This window comes from Xenophilus arseniciresistens, from assembly GCF_028023875.1.
Classification (GTDB): Bacteria; Pseudomonadota; Gammaproteobacteria; order Burkholderiales; family Burkholderiaceae_C; genus Xenophilus; species Xenophilus arseniciresistens.
On sequence record NZ_JAQIPB010000007.1, the window covers coordinates 202,621 to 218,299 of the forward strand.

Below are 15,679 nucleotides of genomic sequence, written 5' to 3' on the forward strand. Positions count from 1 at the left end.
ATGCCGCACATCGTCATTGAACACACCACCAATCTGCCGCCGCTGCCCTGGGACGACATGCTGGCGGCCGTGACCAGCGAACTGGCGGGCAGCGCGCAGGTCGAGGACGAGGCCGACCTCAAGGCGCGCGTGCTGCACACCGATGCGTTCCGCGTGGGGCTGGCCGGACAGGGGCGTGCCTTCATCCACGTCACGGTGCGCATCCTCGCGGGCCGCAGCGCCGCGCAAAAGCGCGACTTCAGCGACCGCGTGACCCGGGGCATGCTGGCCCGCATGCCGCCGTTGCCCGCTGGCCTGGCCGCCCACCTGAGCGTGGAGGTGGTGGACATGGACCGAGAAAGCTACCGCAAGGTGCGGCTGGGCTGAGGCCGCGCGAACCGGCACCGGCCGCAGGCACCCACCCCTCAAAGACCCGCGCCCGCCGCGGGTCTTTGCCTTTTGCGCTTTGGAGGAACTCGCACAAAATAGAACGACCGTTCGTTTTATTTGCAGGCACCCCATGTCCGCACCGCTTGTCCCCGTGAAGTCCGCCCGCGTTGCGCCCAAGGGCCAGCAGACCAAGGCCGTCATCGTCGACGCGGCCCTGGCGCTGGCGGCGCAGATCGGGCTGGAAGGGCTGTCCATCGGCGCCGTGGCCGAGCTCACGAAGATGAGCAAGTCGGGCGTGTTCGCGCATTTCGGCTCGCGCGAGGAACTGCAGATCTCGGTGGTGCGCGAATACCACCATCGCTTCGAGCACGAGGTGTTCTTTCCCGCGCTGAAGGAGCCGCGCGGCCTGCCGCGCCTGCGCGCCATGTTCGGCAACTGGATGAAGCGCACCTCCACCGAGATCGATTCGGGCTGCATCTACATCAGCGGCGCGTCGGAGTTCGACGACCGGCCGGGCCCGGTGCGCGATGCCCTGGTGGAGTCGGTGAGCATCTGGCAGGCCGCGGTGCTGCGCGCCATCGAGCAGGCGCAGGCCGAAGGCCACCTGCGCGCCGACGAAGACGCGCGCCAGCTTGCTTTTGAGATCCACGGCCTGATCCTCGCCCTGCATTACGAAGCGCGCTTCCTGCGCGTGCCCGGCTCCATCGCCCGCGCCAACACGGGCTTTGCCAACATCCTCGCGCGTGCCGCCACCGCTGCCGCTGCTGCCGCGCCTGCGGCAACGGCCAGGGCTGGCGGCCGCCGCCTCAAGCCCGTGGGCTGAGGCGCCGACGGCCTGCCTGTCTTTGTTTTCGTTTTTCTTCTTCCAGTTCAACCGCTCATTCATCTTCCCAGGAGATCGCCGCATGCCCACCTACAACCCGCCGCTGCGCGACATGCAGTTCGTGCTGCACGAAGTCCTTCAGGTTTCCGAAGAACTCAAGGCCATGCCGGCCCATGCCGAGACGGATGCCGACACGCTCAACGCGGTGCTGGAAGAGGCCGGCAAGTTCGCGGCCGAAGTGACCTTCCCGCTCAACATCAGCGGCGACACCGAAGGCTGCGTGCTGGACAAGAAGACGCACGAAGTCACCACGCCGGCGGGTTTCAAGGACGCCTATGCCAAGTACGTCGAAGGCGGCTGGGCGGCGCTGTCCTGCGACCCGCAGTACGGCGGCCAGGGCCTGCCCTTCGTGGTGAACCAGTGCGTCTACGAGATGCTCAACAGCGCCAACCAGGCCTGGACCATGTACCCGGGCCTGTCGCACGGCGCCTATGAAGCCCTGGTGGCGCACGGCACCGACGCGCAGAAGAAGACCTACCTGCCCAAGCTGACCAGCGGCGAGTGGACCGGCACCATGTGCCTGACGGAGCCGCACTGCGGCACCGACCTGGGCCTGCTGCGCACCAAGGCCGAACCGCAGGCCGACGGCACGTACAAGCTCACGGGCAGCAAGATCTTCATCTCGGCCGGCGAGCATGACCTGACCGAGAACATCATCCACCTGGTGCTGGCCCGCCTGCCCGACGCGCCCAAGGGCAGCAAGGGCATCAGCCTGTTCGTGGTGCCCAAGTTCATGGTCAACGAAGACGGTTCGCTGGGCGCGCGCAACCCGATCTTCTGCACGGGCCTGGAGCACAAGATGGGCATCCACGGCAACGCGACGGCGCAGATCAGCCTGGACGGCGCCGTGGGCACGCTGGTGGGCGAGCCCAACAAGGGCCTGGCCGCCATGTTCGTGATGATGAACGCCGCGCGCCTGGGCGTGGGCAACCAGTCGCTGGGCCTGACGGAGGTGGCCTTCCAGAACGCGCTGGCCTATGCCAAGGACCGCATCCAGATGCGCTCGCTCTCGGGCCCGAAGGCCAAGGACAAGGACGCCGACCCGATCATCGTGCACCCCGACGTGCGCAAGATGCTGCTCACGGCCAAGGCCTATGCCGAGGGCGGACGCGCGCTGCAGATCTTCTGCACGCTGCTGCTGGACAAGGAACACAACCACCCCGACGAGAAGGTGCGCAAGGACTCTGGCGAGCTGGTTGCGCTGCTCACGCCCATCGTCAAGGCCTTCATCACCGACAACGGCCACATCAGCACCAACGCCTGCATGCAGGTCTTCGGCGGCCACGGCTTCATCAAGGAATGGGGCATGGAGCAGTTCGTGCGGGACAACCGCATCAACATGATCTACGAGGGCACCAACACCATCCAGTCGCTGGACCTGCTGGGCCGCAAGGTGCTGGGCAACAACGGCGCCTCGCTCAAGAAGTTCGGCAAGCTCGTCGCCAGGCTGGTGGAAGAAGAGGGCGTGAACGAGAAGATGGCCGAGTTCATCAACCCGATCGCGGGCCTGGGCGACCAGCTCACCAAGTTCACGACCGAGATCGGCTTCAAGGGCTTCCAGAACCCCGACGAGGTGGGCGCGGCCGCGGTGGACTACCTGCGCGTGGCGGGCCACTTCGTGTTCGGCTACCTGTTCGCACGCATGGCCCAGGTGGCGCTGCGCGAGATTGCCGCGGGCAACACCGATCCGTTCTACGTCGCCAAGCTGCAGACCGCGCGCTTCTACTTCGCCAAGCTGTTCCCGGAAACGGCTACCTTGATGCGCACGGCCCGCGCCGGCAGCAAGGTGCTGATGGACACGGACGCAGCGCTGGCCTGACCGCCTTCTTCCTTCTTGTTTTCCACCTACGGGAGACGCCCATGAAGTTCATTCCAGCTGCCATCCTGCTTGCTGCCTTGTCCGGCCCGGCCCTGGCTCAGATGACCCCCGTGGGCACCTGGCAGAGCATCGACGACAAGACCCATGAGGCCAAGTCGCAGATCCGCATCAGCGAATCGGGTGGCGTGCTCAGCGGCCGCATCGAAAAGCTGCTGCGCAAGGAAGCCAAACAGGACGCGGTGTGCGAGGAGTGCACCGACGACCGCAAGGGCCAGCCGCTGATCGGGCTGGAAATCATCCGCGGCGCCAAGAAGGCCGAAGGCAAGGACGTGTGGGAGGAGGGCAAGATCCTCGACCCCGAGAACGGCAAGAGCTACACGCTGCGCCTCACGCCCGTCGAGGGTGGCAAGAAGCTTGAAGTGCGCGGCTCTGTGCTGGGCATTGGACGCACGCAAACGTGGGTTCGCGTGCAGTGATGCCCACCCCCGTTTGGTTTTCTCACTGCGTGTAGAAAACCCATACCCCCTCAAGGGGGCAACACCAGTGGCCCGGCAAAGCCGGTTCCACGGTGTTCCCTGAACAAGTCAGAACCCCAACAAGTTCAACCATGTCCAGATTTCAAGTGAAAAAGGTCGCCGTGCTCGGCGCCGGCGTGATGGGCGCGCAGATCGCGGCCCACCTCGTCAATGTGCGGGTGCCCGTGGTGCTGTTCGACCTGGCCGCCAAGGAAGGCCCGAAGAACGGCATCGTCACCAAGGCCATCGACAACCTCAAGAAGCTCAAGCCCGCGCCGCTGGGCGTGGCCGAGGACGCCGAGCTGATCCAGGCCGCCAACTACGAGGAGCACCTGGCGCTTTTGGGCGAATGCGACCTCGTGATCGAGGCCATCGCCGAGCGCATGGACTGGAAGCTCGACCTGTACAGGAAGATCGCGCCGCATGTGGCCTCGCACGCCATCCTGGCGTCGAACACCTCGGGCCTGTCGATCACGAAGCTGGCCGAGGCGGTGCCCGAGAGCATCCGCCCGCGCTTTTGCGGCATTCATTTCTTCAACCCGCCGCGCTACATGACGCTGGTGGAGCTGATCCCCACGCCCACCACCGAGGCCCAGGTGCTCGACGAACTCGAGACCTTCGCCATCAGCGCGCTGGGCAAGGGCGTGGTGCGCGCCAAGGACACCCCCAACTTCATCGCCAACCGCATCGGCATCGCCGGCATGCTGGCCACGCTCAAGGAAGTGGAGAACTTCGGCCTGACCTTCGATGTGGTGGACGACCTGACCGGCAAGCGCCTGGGCCGCGCCAGCAGCGGCACCTTCCGCACCGCCGACGTGGTGGGCCTGGACACCCTGGCCCATGTGGTCAAGACGCTGCAGGACAACCTGGACGAGAAGCGCGACCCGTTCTACCCGAACTTCGCCACGCCGCCGGTGCTGGCCAAGCTGCTGGAACTGGGCCATCTGGGCCAGAAGACCAAGGCAGGCTTCTACAAGAAGGCCGGGCGCGACGTGCTGCGCTTCGACCTGCAAAGCGGCGAGTACGTGAGCGCTGGCGCCAAGGCCGACGAGGTCTATGGCCGCATGCTCAAGAAGCCGGCCGGCGAGCGCCTGAAGCTGCTGCGCAATGCCGAGGGCCCGCAAGGCCGGTTCCTCTGGGCCATCCTGCGCGATGGCTTTCACTACGCGGCCGTGCACCTGGCCGACATTGCCGAAAGCGCGCGCGACGTGGACCTGGCCATGCGCTGGGGCTTCGGCATGCAGCAAGGCCCCTTCGAGCTGTGGCAGGAAGCGGGCTGGCTGCAGGTGGCGCAGTGGATCCAGGAAGACATAGCGGCCGGCAAGGCGCTGTCGAAGGCGCCGCTGCCCGAGTGGGTCTTCAAGGGCCCGGTGGCCGAAGCCGGCGGCGTGCACACGCGCGAAGGCTCGTGGAGCGCGTCGGAACAACGCTTCGTGCCCGAGCGCCGCCTGCCCGTGCATGCACGCCAGCTCTTCCCCGAGCGCGTGCTGGGTGCCCAGGCGCCGCGCGCCGAGGAAGCCGGCACCACGATCAGCGACGAAGGCGACGTGCGCGTCTGGACGCTCGATGGCGAGGTGCTGATCGCCAGCATCCATTCGAAGATGAACGCCATCAGCCCCGACGTGGCCGAGGCGCTGGCCGAGGCCGTGGCCCTGGCCGAGCGCGAGTACCGGGGCCTGGTGATCTGGTCGAGCGACGACAAGTTCTCCGTCGGCGCCGACCTGCAGGCGATGCTGCCGGCCTTCGTGGTTGCGGGCATCGACGCGGTGGAAGGCGCCGAACAGGCCTTGCAGGACGTGATGCTGCGCATCCGCTATGCCAATGTGCCGGTGGTGGCCGCCGTGCGCGGCCTGGCGCTGGGCGGCGGCTGCGAGCTGGCCGTCTACAGCGCGCGCCGCGTGGCCGCCATGGAAAGCTACATCGGCCTGGTCGAAGTGGGCGTGGGCCTGGTGCCTGGCGCGGGCGGCCTGACCTACATCGCGCGCCGCGCGGCCGAGAACGCGGCCACATCCACCGGCAGCGACCTGCTGCCCTTCCTCACCGAAGGCTTCACTGCCGCCGCCATGGCCAAGGTGGGCACCAGCGCGCTGGAATCGCGCAAGCTGGGCTACCTGGTGGAAGGCGACATCGTCGTGCCCAACAAGGACGAGCTGCTCTATGTGGCCCTGCAGCAGGCCAGGGCCATGGCGGATGCCGGCTGGCGCCCGCCCATGAAGCGCAGCTTCCGCGTGGCCGGCCGAAGCGGCGCCGCCACCATCACCGGGCAACTGGTGAACATGCGCGACGGCGGCTTCATCAGCGCGCACGACTTCCACATCGCCAGCCTGATCGCCCATGTGGTGACTGGCGGCGACGTCGACCCCGGCACGCTGGTGACCGAGGAGTACCTGATGGCGCTGGAGCGCAAGGCCTTCTGTTCGCTGGTGGTTCACCCCAAGACGCAGGAGCGGATCATGGGGATGCTGTCCACGGGCAAGCCCCTGCGCAACTGAACGACGACAAGGACACGACCATGAGCAAACAAGTGCAAGACGCCTACATCGTCGCCGCCACCCGCACCCCCATCGGCAAGTCGCACCGCGGCTACTTCCGCAACACGCGGCCCGATGACCTGCTGGCCACCACCTTGCGCGCCGCGCTGGCGCAGGTGCCGCGGCTGGACCCGGCCACCATCGAGGACATCGTCTGCGGCTGCGCGATCCCCGAGGCGCAGCAGGGCCTGAACGTGGCGCGCATCGGTGCCGTGCTGGCGGGGCTGCCCACCAGCGTGGGCGGCATCACGGTCAACCGCTTCTGCGCCTCGGGCCTGTCGGCCGTGCAGATGGCGGCCGACCGCATCCGCGTCGGCGAGGCCGAGGTGATGATCGCCGCCGGCGTCGAGAGCATGAGCATGGTGCCGATGATGGGCAATGCGCCTTCGCTGTCGCCTTCCATCTTCGAACGCGATGGCGACGTGGGCATCGCCTACGGCATGGGCCTGACGGCCGAGAAGGTGGCGCAGCAGTGGAAGGTCAGCCGCGAGGCGCAGGACGCCTTCGCGCTGCAGTCGCACCAGCGCGCCATCGCGGCCCAGCAGGCCGGCGAGTTCGCCGACGAGATCACGCCCGTCGAGGTGACCGACCGCGGCTTCGATGCCGCGACCGGCGAGACCACGTCGAAGACCCGCACGGTGAGCCTGGACGAAGGCCCGCGCCCCGACACCAGCCTCGAAGGCCTGGCGAAGCTGCGCACCGTCTTCGCCGCGCGCGGCAGCGTCACGGCCGGCAACAGCTCGCAGACCTCCGACGGCGCGGGCGCGCTGATCCTGGCCAGCGAAGCGGCCTGCCAGAAGTACGACCTCCAGCCGCTGGCGCGCTTCGTGAGCTTTGCCAGCAAGGGCGTTCCGCCCGCCATCATGGGCATCGGCCCCATCGAGGCGATTCCGGCCGCGCTGCGCTACGCGGGCCTGAAGCACCATGATCTCGACTGGATCGAACTCAACGAAGCCTTCGCGGCACAGTCGCTGGCCGTGCTCAACACGCTCAAGCTGGACCCGGCCAAGGTCAACCCCATGGGCGGCGCCATCGCGCTGGGCCACCCGCTGGGCGCCACCGGCGCTATCCGATCGGCGACAGTGGTTCATGCCCTTCGCCGCAAGAATCTGAAGTACGGCATGGTCACGATGTGCGTGGGCATGGGCCAAGGCGCAGCCGGCATCTTCGAGCGCGTCTAGGGTCCCATCGAGCCCGGTCCGTGCCCCCATGGAGACTTCACACACATGACGCAAGAGGTGCACATCTTCGACCGGGCGCTGGCGCTGGAGCACAGCGACACGCAGTCCGGCCTGTTCGCCGGTGCCGCCAGCCAGGACTACTGGAACATGGTGGGGCCCTTCGGGGGCACCACCGCGGCGCTGGCGCTGCGCGCCGTGCTGCAGCACCCGGACCTGCTGGGCACGCCCATCGCGCTCACGGTCAACTACGCCAGCGCCATCGGGCCGGGGCCGCTGGAGGTGCTGGCCATTCCCGTGCGCACCAATCGCTCCACGCAGCACTGGCGCATGGAAGTGCGCCAGAGCGGCGAAGACGGCCGCATGCAGGTGAACACCACGGCCACGGCCGTGACGGCCGCGCGGCGCGAAACCTGGAGCGGGCACGATCTGCCCATGCCGCAGGTGCCGCCGCCCGCGCAGGTGGAGCGCTTCGACATGGGCCCCAAGGGCGTGGCCTGGTTCAACAAGTACGAGATGCGGCCCGTGCGCGGTGCCATTCCCGCCAGCTGGGACGGCGCCGAAGCGCCGAGCGAAAGCATGCTGTGGCTGCGTGACGCACAGCCGCGCGCGCTGGACTTCTGCTCGCTGGCGGCCATGAGCGACCTGTTCTACCCGCGCGTGTGGCTGCGCCGCGCCAAGCCCGTGCCAGCCGGCACGGTGTCCATCACCACCTACTTCCACGCCGATGCGGCGCAGCTGCAGGAGGCCGGCACCGGCTACCTGCTCGGACGCGCGCAGGGCCAGCAGTTCTTCAACGGCTTCTTCGACCAGGCCGCGCAGCTGTGGAGCGAAGCCGGGCGCCTGCTGGCCACCAGCAACCAGATCGTCTACTTCAAGGAATAGGGCGCAGCCTCATGAACACCACGGCGCCTCGCAAGGCCGCTTTGATCGTCGGCGCCGGTGACGCCACCGGCGGCGCCATCGCGCGTGCCTTTGCGCGCGAAGGCTATGCGGCGTGCGTCACGCGGCGCAGCGCAGACAAGCTGCAGCCGCTGGTCGCGCAGATCGAGGCCGAGGGCGGCGTGGCCCATGCCTTTGGCAGCGACGCGCGCAAGGAAGAGGAAGTGGCTGCGCTGATTGAGCAGATCGAAAGCACGGTGGGGCCCATCGAGGTGATGGTGTTCAACATCGGCGCCAACGTGCCCGAGAGCATCCTCACCGAAAGCGCGCGCAAGTATTTCAAGGTCTGGGAAATGGCCTGCTTCTCGGGCTTTCTCAACGGCCGCGAAGTGGCCCGGCGCATGGTGGCGCGCGAGATGCCGGCCAGCGGCCACCGCGGCACCCTCATCTTCACGGGCGCCACGGCCTCGCTGCGCGGCGGCGCGAACTTCGGCGCCTTCTCGGGCGCCAAGATGGCGCTGCGCGCGCTGGCCCAGAGCATGGCGCGCGAGCTGGGCCCGCAGGGCGTGCACGTGGCCCACACCATCATCGATGGCGCCATCGACACCGAGTTCATCCGCAGCAATTTCCCCGAGCGCTACGCGCTCAAGGCGCAGGACGGCATCCTCAACCCCGACCACATCGCGCACAGCTATGTGATGCTGCACCGCCAGCCGCGCGACGCCTGGACGCATGAGCTGGATCTGCGGCCCTGGATGGAAAAGTTCTGAGCCACCCACCGTGCGTGGCCTTTGCGGCAGGCCGGCATCCGGGTCGCGCCCTCACCCCAAGAACCAGGAGACACCATGACCCAGACCGTCGAATTCTTCTTTGATGTGGGCAGCTCTGCGGCCTACCTGGCCTGGACGCAGCTGCCCCGGCTGCGCGCGGAAACCGGCGCGCAGATCGTCTACAAGCCGATGCTGCTGGGGGCGGTGTTCCAGGCCATCGGCAATCGCTCGCCGGCCGAGGTCAAGGCCAAGGGCGCGTACATGCTCCAGGACTTCGACCGCCATGCGAAGCGCTATGGCGTGCCTTTTGCATTCAACCCGCATTTCCCGGTCAACACCATGGCCCTGATGCGCGGCGCCACGGCGCTGCTGCACAAGCAGCCCGAGCGCTTCGAAGCCTACTGCGACGCCGTGTTCCAGGCGATGTGGGTGGACGGCCTCAACATGGGCGACGTGGCCCAGGTGGGCGCGGTGCTGCACAAGGCCGGCTTCGACCCGCAGGCGATCCTGGCGATGACCGCCGAGCCCGAAGTCAAGGAGCAGCTCAAGGCCGTGACCACCGAGGCCATCGAGCGCGGGGTGTTTGGCGCGCCCACCTTCTTCGTCCGCGGCCAGATGTTCTGGGGCCAGGACCGGCTCGACTTCGTGCGCGAGACTCTCGCGTCTTCTTCCTCAACACTGACTTGATTGCCACCATGAGCAGCGACATCCTCGTCCACACCGAAGGCGGTGTGTGCACCCTGACCTTCAACCGTCTCGACAAGAAGAATTCCATCACCAGCGCCATGTACGCGGCCATGGCCGACGCGCTGGACGCCGCGCAGGCCGATGCGGCCGTGCGCGTGGTGCTGATCCAGGGCGATGCCACCATCTTCTCGGCCGGCAACGACATCGGCGACTTCTTGAACCAGCCGCCCTCGACGCAGGACTCGCCCGTGTTCCGCTTCCTGCGCAACATCGCCGCTTTTCCCAAGCCCATCGTGGCGGCCGTCTGCGGCCCGGCCGTGGGCATCGGCACCACGCTGCTGTTCCATTGCGACCTGGTCTACGCGGGCGACAACGCGGCCTTCTCCATGCCTTTCGTCAACCTGGGCCTGTGCCCCGAGGCGGCCTCGAGCCTGCTGGTGCCGCAGATGTTCGGCTACCACCGCGCCGCAGAAGCGCTGCTGCTGGGCGAGCCCTTCATGGCCGAAGCGGCACTGGAAGTGGGCCTGGTCAACCGCGTGGTGCCGCCCACCGAGGCCAACAGCATCGCCCAGCAGCAGGCGCGCAAGCTCGCGGCCAAGCCGCTGTCGGCGCTGATCGAAACCAAGCGCCTGATGAAGAAGGGCCAGGGCGCCGTGGTGCTGGAGCGCATGGCCGAGGAAGGTGCGAGCTTCGGCCGCATGCTGCGCGAACCCGCCGCGCGCGAAGCCTTCACGGCCTTCATGGAGAAGCGCAAGCCCGACTTCAGCAAGGTCTGAATGTCTGCGTCCCTGCAAGCTTCCGTGCTCGCCCCCACGGCCTCCGGGCCCGCCGCCGCCGCTGCCGTGGCCTTCGAGCCCGAATTCATCCTGCTGCTGCAGGAGATCATCGAGCAGCACGTGCCCTTCAACCGGGTGCTGGGCCTGCAGGCCACCGAGATCACGCCTGCGGCGGTGGCCGGGCGCATCACCATGCGGCCCGACCTGGTGGGCAGCGTGGCGCATCAGCGCCTGCATGGCGGTGTGATCAGCGCCGCGCTCGATTCGATGGCCGGCCTGGCGATCATGGCCGCCATTGCCGCGCGCCACATGGACGAGCCGCCCGCGCGGCGGCTGCAGCGCTTCACGCGCCTGGGCACCATCGACCTGCGCGTGGACTACCTGCGCCAGGGCGTGGGCACGGAGTTCCGCCTGGGCGCCCGCGTGCTGCGCCTGGGCTCGCGCGTGGCCAGCACCCAGATGGAATGCCTGGGCAGCGACGGCGAACTGATCGCGACGGGCGCGGCGGCCTACATCGTGTCCTGAACGGCGGCCGGGAGCCGCCCGCGCCCTACTCCACCCCCAGCAAGTCGTAGATGCGGCTCACGTGCTGCCCGAAGGCCGGGCTGGTCTTGAGGTGCAGCTTGCGCGGCGCGGGCAGGTCGATGGCGAAATGGTCGGCCATGCGGGCCGGGCCGGCCGTGAGCACGGCGCAGTGCGTGCCCAGGAACACGGCCTCCTGGATGCTGTGGGTCACGACGACGAAGGTCTTGCCCGTCTCTTCCCAGATGCGCAGCATCTCCAGGTTCATCTTCTCGCGCGTCAGGGCGTCGAGTGCGCCGAAGGGCTCGTCCATCAGCACCAGTTTGGGGTCGTGCACCAGTGCGCGCGCAATGGCCGCGCGCTGCTGCATGCCGCCCGAGAGTTCATAAGGCAGCTTGTCGGCAAAGCCCGAGAGGCCCACCATGTCCAGCAGCGCCAGCGCGCGCGCTCGCGCGGCCTTTTTGTCCAGCCCCAGGATGTCGGCCGGCAGCAGCACGTTGTCGAGGATGGTGCGCCACTTCAGCAGCAGCGGCTGCTGGAACACCATTCCCACGTCGCGACCGGGCTGGAAGGTGCTGCCGCCGCCGATCTCCAGCGTGCCGCCATCGTGGCCATGCAACCCGGCCAGGATCTTCAGCAAGGTGGACTTGCCGCAGCCCGAAGGCCCCACCAGCGACACCATGTCGCCCGCGTGGATGTCCATGGACACGTCCGAGACCGCGAGGAACTCCTCGTTCCTCTTGCGGTAGACCTTGCGCAGCTGGCGCATGCGGATCAGGGGTTCGCTCATGCTGTTGCTCATGTGCCTGTGGGGTCGGGCCGGCTCAGGCCAGCCAGCGGCCCAGGTTCTCGCGCACGAAGGCGTCGTCCGAAAGCTGCTCGCCGTGCGCGCGGTAGACGCGGTCGATCTCCTGCGCCTGGCCTGCGCCCAACCCTTCGGCCGGGTCCAGGCACCAGATGCCTTCGAGCAGGCCCTGGCGGCGCAGCACCTCATGGCAGCCCGCGATGCAGCCGTGGAAGTTGTTGCGCACGTCGAAGAAGGCCGAGTTGCAGTCGGTCACGCGCGCGTCCAGCGCCAGCAGCTCGGGCGGCAGCGCGCCGCCCTGCGTGGCGAGCGTGCGCTTGATCTGCGCCAGCTGCTCCACGGCCCGGGCCGTCCACACCGACCAGTGGCCCAGCAGGCCGCCGCGAAAGCGCACGTCCACCGGCTGGCCGTCGCGCATGGCGCGCAGGGGCAGGGCGAGGTCCAGCACGATGTGGTCGTCGTTGCCGGTGTAGAGGAACACGCGCTCCTCGGCCCGCGCCTCCACCACGCCGCGCACCACGTCCAGGGTGCGGTAGCGGTTGAAGGGCGCGACCTTGATGGCCAGCACGTTGGGAATGCTGGCAAAGCGACGCCAGAAATCGCTGGAGAGCACGGGCCCGCCCACGACGGCCTGCAGGTAGAAGCCCACCAGCGGGATTTCCTGCGCGACGGCTTCGCAGTGCGCGATGAGTTCGTCTTCCGGGGCGGATGCGAGCGCCGCCAGGCTCAGCAGGCCCGCGTGGTAGCCCAGGCCCACGGCGGTCTGCGCCTCGGCCCGCGCCTGCGCCGTGGGGCCGCACAGGCCCGCGACCATGGCCATGGGCCGCCCGGTCCAGGCGGCGCGGTCTTCGGCGGCGGCGCGCAGCACGGTCTCGTACAGGCCGCGCTCGCGGATCGCGAACTGCGTGGTGTGCACGCCCACGGCCAGGCCGCCCGCGCCAGCGTCCACGTAATAGCGCGTGAGCGCGCGCTGGCGGCGCCGGTCCAACTGGCGCTGCGCGTCCAGGGCCAGCGGGTGGGCGGGGATCACCGTGCCCTGCGCCAGCAGGTTCAGCACGTCGGCGGGAAGGTCGTCTCGGAGCAGGGCCATGGGAGTTCCTGGATGAGGGATGGGCGGCTTTGTCTTCAGCCGTATTCGGGGCCGGCGACGGCGTGGATGAAGCTGCTGTGGCCGCGCACGGGGCCGCCACCGCGGCGCATGCGCGCGAAGGGGCGCTGCTGGCTGAAGCCGGCCTGGGCCAGGCGCTCGCGCAGCGCAGCGCGCGCGTCCGGCACGTCGATGAAGAGCTGGCCGTCCAGCGCACCGCAGGCCTGTTCGAGCAGGCGCAGCGCCGCGGCATCGTCGCTCGCGATCAGCGGGCCGATGTGGTGCGCGACGCGGCCGCGCCGCACGATGGCAAAGCCCTGCGCATCGCGCAGCAGCTGGCTGCCTTCGCGCAGCGCCAGGTCTTGCAGCACCGCGGGGCGAGGCTGGCCCAGGGCCTGCGCATCCAGCGCGGCCAGGGCCTCGAGTGCGTCGCTGCTGGCACGGCCCTGCGGCAGCGGCGCGCCGGTGGCCGGCCTGGGCTCGCGCTGCCAGCGCGCGAGGCGCCACAGCGGCTCGAAGCCGTACTGCACATACAGCGCCTCGCCGGCGGGCGTGGCGTCCAGCCAGGCGCTGCGGCCCTGGCGTTCCAGGTCCTGCAGGCAGGCTTCGAACACGGTGCGGCCCAGGCCGCGGCCACGGCTGGCCGGATCGACCAGGATCATGCTGATCCACGCATCGTGCGCGCCCATGGGCAGCACGGCGCCGCTGGCGACGATGCGCTGCTGTGCGGCATCGCGCACCACATGGATGCGGCCTTCGCGCGCGAACAGGGCCCAGTCCTCATCGGTCTGGTTCCACTGGCTCTGCAGCACCAGCTCGCCCAGCATGGCGAGCGTGGCGGCGTCCAGGGCGGCCAGCGCTTCGGCGCGCGCGGCAGGCTCAGTACTTGCCATCCCGCTTCTCGAACTTGGTCGGCTTGCCGTACAGGCGCTGCTCGCGCGAGATCCAGTCGGCCACCCAGGCGATCTGCTGCGACAGCGGCACGCGCGGATAGCCGAACAGGCGCTCGGCCGCGCCGGTGTTCATCAGCCAGGCGGTGGGCGCTTCCTCGCCGGTGATCTGCACGCGCTTGCCGAAGCGGCGGCCGAACTCCTCGGCCAGCCAGCGGATGGAGGTGGTCTCGGGGCCGGTCACGTTCAGCGGCGAGGTGGGCACCGTGGCGGCCGCCAGGCAGCGCAGGGCCTGCGCGTTGGCATCGCCCTGCCAGATCACGTTCACGTGGCCCATGGTCACGTCCACGCTTTCGCCGCGCCACACCTTCTGTGCCACGTCGGCCAGCACGCCGTAGCGCAGGTCGATGGCGTAGCTCAGCCGGTACAGCCGGCCGGGCGTGCCGTGCTGCTGCGAGAAGTACTCGAACATGCGCTCGCGGCCCACGCAGGAGTTGGCGTATTCGCCGGGCGGATCGGGCGGCAGCGCTTCGCTGGCGCCCTGGCCGGTCACGGGCACGAAGGGGTACACGCAGGCGGTGGAGAAAGCCACGATGCGCGAGCGGCGGAAGGTCTGCGCCACCAGCGCAGGCACATGCACGTTCATGGCCCAGGTCAGCGGGTTGTTGCCTTCGCCGCCGAACTTTCGCCCGGCCATGAAGATCACGTTGGGGCACTGCGGCAGCTCGGCCAGTGCGGCGGCATCGAGCAGGTCGCAGGCGATGGTCTCGACGCCGTGGCCGGCCAGCATCTCGCGCACGCCGGCTTCGCTGAAGCGGGCGACGGCGATCACGCGGTGCTGCGGCGCCATGGCGTTGCGCGCCAGGCGGGCCAGGGTGGGGCCCATCTTGCCGCCTGCACCCAGGATCAGCAGGTCGCCGCTCACGCGGGCCAGGTCGTCGATCAGCGCCTGCGTGGGCAGGGCCAGGAAGTCTTCCAGCGCTTCCTCGCTGTCGAAGCGGTCGGGCCACGCGCTGTTGTCGAGCGTGCGGGGCAGGGCGGTGGGGGTTGTGCTCATTGGATGCGGGCGTCCTGGGTGATGAAACGGCGCTCCAGCAGCAGTACCAGCAGGTACAGCAGCACGCCGATGCCGGTGATCAGCAGCACGGCCATGAAGACCGCGGCCGTGTCGAGCGAGGCCTGCACCTGGATCATCAGGTAGCCCAGGCCCTTGTCGGAAGCGATGAATTCGCCGACCACCGCGCCGGCCACGGCCAGCACGGTGGCGACCTTCATGCCCGAGAACACATAGGGCAGCGAGCCCGGCAGCTGGATGTAGCGAAAGAGCTGCCAGCGCGAGCCCTTGAGCGCGTGCACGAGGTTGAGCAGGTCGGGCTCGGTCTCATTGAGGCCGCGGATGGTGGTCAGCAGGATCGGGAAGAAGCATAGGCTGAAGGTGATCAGGATGTTGGGCCCGATGCCATAGCTGAACCACACGATGATCAGCGGCCCCAGCGCCACCTTGGGGATCATGTTGAGCGTGACCAGCAGTGGAAAGAACAGCAGGCTGAGCCAGCGGCTGGTGACGAAGACCAGCGCGCCCAGGATGCCCAGCACCAGCCCCAGCGCATAGCCGCCGAACACCTCGAGCGCCGTGACAGCCGTGTTGGCCAGCCAGCGGTGGTTCTCGTTGGACAGCGTGGCCAGCACGGCCGAAGGCGCGGGCAGCACAAAAGGCTGGATGGCGAACAGGCGCACCACCGCTTCCCACAACAGCACGCAGCCGACGTGCACGGCCGCGATCACGGCCCAGCGGCGCCAGGGGCCGGGTTCGCCGGCACTGGCGCTGGCGGGCACCGGGTCGGTGTGGCGGGCCGCAGACGCCGGCGTCGTCGAGGGCGAGGTGCCCGGTACTGGCGCGTGGTCAGCCGGGGCGGTGGCAGGGGCCGTCATGGGCGCTTTCCTTCCTGGAAGCCGTGTTGCACG

16 protein-coding genes are annotated in these 15,679 nt (G+C 68.8%); 11 read left to right on the forward strand and 5 right to left on the reverse strand.

What is annotated here, in order from left to right:
* From PGB34_RS15740 to PGB34_RS15790, 11 genes are all read left to right on the forward strand, one after another.
* A complete protein-coding gene (locus PGB34_RS15740) occupies nucleotides 1-366 on the forward strand; it encodes a 5-carboxymethyl-2-hydroxymuconate Delta-isomerase (RefSeq protein WP_271429053.1) in 366 nt (121 codons plus the stop codon).
* A 133-nt stretch (nucleotides 367-499) separates the two neighbouring features.
* A complete protein-coding gene (locus PGB34_RS15745; protein WP_271429054.1) occupies nucleotides 500-1,192 on the forward strand; it encodes a TetR/AcrR family transcriptional regulator in 693 nt (230 codons plus the stop codon).
* Nucleotides 1,193-1,274: 82 nt separating this feature from the next.
* Nucleotides 1,275-3,071, forward strand: a complete 1,797-nt coding sequence (locus tag PGB34_RS15750) for an acyl-CoA dehydrogenase C-terminal domain-containing protein (RefSeq protein WP_271429055.1) — start codon at nucleotides 1,275-1,277, stop codon at nucleotides 3,069-3,071.
* 41 nt (nucleotides 3,072-3,112) lie between these two features.
* On the forward strand, nucleotides 3,113-3,547 hold the full coding sequence (locus PGB34_RS15755) for a DUF2147 domain-containing protein (protein ID WP_271429056.1): 435 nt from the start codon (nucleotides 3,113-3,115) through the stop codon (nucleotides 3,545-3,547).
* Between the two features lie 131 nt (nucleotides 3,548-3,678).
* Entirely contained in the window at nucleotides 3,679-6,078 is a 2,400-nt protein-coding gene (locus PGB34_RS15760) for a 3-hydroxyacyl-CoA dehydrogenase/enoyl-CoA hydratase family protein (RefSeq protein WP_271429057.1), read from the forward strand.
* 20 nt (nucleotides 6,079-6,098) lie between these two features.
* Nucleotides 6,099-7,298: an acetyl-CoA C-acyltransferase gene (locus tag PGB34_RS15765; RefSeq protein ID WP_271429058.1), complete on the forward strand. Its 1,200-nt coding sequence runs from the start codon at nucleotides 6,099-6,101 to the stop codon at nucleotides 7,296-7,298.
* A gap of 45 nt (nucleotides 7,299-7,343) precedes the next feature.
* Nucleotides 7,344-8,180 carry an acyl-CoA thioesterase gene (locus PGB34_RS15770; protein ID WP_271429059.1) on the forward strand — a complete coding sequence of 279 codons (837 nt, stop codon included), beginning with the start codon at nucleotides 7,344-7,346 and terminating at the stop codon, nucleotides 8,178-8,180.
* Between the two features lie 11 nt (nucleotides 8,181-8,191).
* Nucleotides 8,192-8,947: an SDR family oxidoreductase gene (locus tag PGB34_RS15775; RefSeq protein WP_271429060.1), complete on the forward strand. Its 756-nt coding sequence runs from the start codon at nucleotides 8,192-8,194 to the stop codon at nucleotides 8,945-8,947.
* Between the two features lie 75 nt (nucleotides 8,948-9,022).
* Nucleotides 9,023-9,634, forward strand: a complete 612-nt coding sequence (locus PGB34_RS15780; protein WP_271429061.1) for a 2-hydroxychromene-2-carboxylate isomerase — start codon at nucleotides 9,023-9,025, stop codon at nucleotides 9,632-9,634.
* An 8-nt stretch (nucleotides 9,635-9,642) separates the two neighbouring features.
* Nucleotides 9,643-10,410 (forward strand): enoyl-CoA hydratase, encoded by a 768-nt coding sequence (locus PGB34_RS15785; RefSeq protein WP_271429062.1) that lies wholly within the window; start codon nucleotides 9,643-9,645, stop codon nucleotides 10,408-10,410.
* Complete coding sequence (locus PGB34_RS15790) at nucleotides 10,411-10,935, forward strand: thioesterase family protein (protein WP_271429063.1); 525 nt, start codon at nucleotides 10,411-10,413, stop codon at nucleotides 10,933-10,935.
* A gap of 25 nt (nucleotides 10,936-10,960) precedes the next feature.
* On the opposite strand, the gene PGB34_RS15795 is transcribed toward PGB34_RS15790, so the two are convergent.
* The 5 genes from PGB34_RS15795 to PGB34_RS15815 are packed head-to-tail and all read right to left on the reverse strand — an operon-like array spanning nucleotide 10,961 to nucleotide 15,646.
* Nucleotides 10,961-11,722 carry an ABC transporter ATP-binding protein gene (locus tag PGB34_RS15795; RefSeq protein ID WP_271429064.1) on the reverse strand — a complete coding sequence of 254 codons (762 nt, stop codon included), beginning with the start codon at nucleotides 11,720-11,722 and terminating at the stop codon, nucleotides 10,961-10,963.
* A gap of 34 nt (nucleotides 11,723-11,756) precedes the next feature.
* A complete protein-coding gene (locus tag PGB34_RS15800) occupies nucleotides 11,757-12,827 on the reverse strand; it encodes a dihydrodipicolinate synthase family protein (RefSeq protein WP_271429065.1) in 1,071 nt (356 codons plus the stop codon).
* A 35-nt stretch (nucleotides 12,828-12,862) separates the two neighbouring features.
* Complete coding sequence (locus PGB34_RS15805; RefSeq protein WP_271429066.1) at nucleotides 12,863-13,717, reverse strand: GNAT family N-acetyltransferase; 855 nt, start codon at nucleotides 13,715-13,717, stop codon at nucleotides 12,863-12,865.
* On the reverse strand, nucleotides 13,704-14,771 hold the full coding sequence (locus tag PGB34_RS15810) for an NAD-dependent epimerase/dehydratase family protein (protein WP_271429067.1): 1,068 nt from the start codon (nucleotides 14,769-14,771) through the stop codon (nucleotides 13,704-13,706). The genes PGB34_RS15805 and PGB34_RS15810 overlap by 14 nt, the downstream gene beginning before the upstream one ends.
* The gene (locus PGB34_RS15815) at nucleotides 14,768-15,646 is read right to left on the reverse strand and encodes an ABC transporter permease (RefSeq protein ID WP_271429068.1); all 879 of its coding nucleotides are present in this window, start codon (nucleotides 15,644-15,646) and stop codon (nucleotides 14,768-14,770) included. Before PGB34_RS15815 ends, PGB34_RS15810 begins: the two co-directional genes overlap by 4 nt.
* Nucleotides 15,647-15,679: the final 33 nt, after the last annotated feature.

Excerpts from the sequence above, each read along its gene's own strand:
- PGB34_RS15785 (WP_271429062.1), top strand. The coding sequence starts at position 9,643 with ATGAGCAGCGACATCCTCGTCCACACCGAAGGCGGTGTGTGCACCCTG.
- PGB34_RS15775 (WP_271429060.1), top strand. The coding sequence starts at position 8,192 with ATGAACACCACGGCGCCTCGCAAGGCCGCTTTGATCGTCGGCGCCGGT.
- PGB34_RS15755 (WP_271429056.1), top strand. The coding sequence starts at position 3,113 with ATGAAGTTCATTCCAGCTGCCATCCTGCTTGCTGCCTTGTCCGGCCCG.
- PGB34_RS15790 (WP_271429063.1), top strand. The coding sequence starts at position 10,411 with ATGTCTGCGTCCCTGCAAGCTTCCGTGCTCGCCCCCACGGCCTCCGGG.
- PGB34_RS15760 (WP_271429057.1), top strand. The coding sequence starts at position 3,679 with ATGTCCAGATTTCAAGTGAAAAAGGTCGCCGTGCTCGGCGCCGGCGTG.
- PGB34_RS15815 (WP_271429068.1), bottom strand. The coding sequence starts at position 15,646 with ATGACGGCCCCTGCCACCGCCCCGGCTGACCACGCGCCAGTACCGGGC.
- PGB34_RS15795 (WP_271429064.1), bottom strand. The coding sequence starts at position 11,722 with ATGAGCGAACCCCTGATCCGCATGCGCCAGCTGCGCAAGGTCTACCGC.
- PGB34_RS15805 (WP_271429066.1), bottom strand. The coding sequence starts at position 13,717 with ATGGCAAGTACTGAGCCTGCCGCGCGCGCCGAAGCGCTGGCCGCCCTG.
- PGB34_RS15765 (WP_271429058.1), top strand. The coding sequence starts at position 6,099 with ATGAGCAAACAAGTGCAAGACGCCTACATCGTCGCCGCCACCCGCACC.
- PGB34_RS15740 (WP_271429053.1), top strand. The coding sequence starts at position 1 with ATGCCGCACATCGTCATTGAACACACCACCAATCTGCCGCCGCTGCCC.
- PGB34_RS15745 (WP_271429054.1), top strand. The coding sequence starts at position 500 with ATGTCCGCACCGCTTGTCCCCGTGAAGTCCGCCCGCGTTGCGCCCAAG.
- PGB34_RS15800 (WP_271429065.1), bottom strand. The coding sequence starts at position 12,827 with ATGGCCCTGCTCCGAGACGACCTTCCCGCCGACGTGCTGAACCTGCTG.
- PGB34_RS15770 (WP_271429059.1), top strand. The coding sequence starts at position 7,344 with ATGACGCAAGAGGTGCACATCTTCGACCGGGCGCTGGCGCTGGAGCAC.
- PGB34_RS15750 (WP_271429055.1), top strand. The coding sequence starts at position 1,275 with ATGCCCACCTACAACCCGCCGCTGCGCGACATGCAGTTCGTGCTGCAC.
- PGB34_RS15810 (WP_271429067.1), bottom strand. The coding sequence starts at position 14,771 with ATGAGCACAACCCCCACCGCCCTGCCCCGCACGCTCGACAACAGCGCG.
- PGB34_RS15780 (WP_271429061.1), top strand. The coding sequence starts at position 9,023 with ATGACCCAGACCGTCGAATTCTTCTTTGATGTGGGCAGCTCTGCGGCC.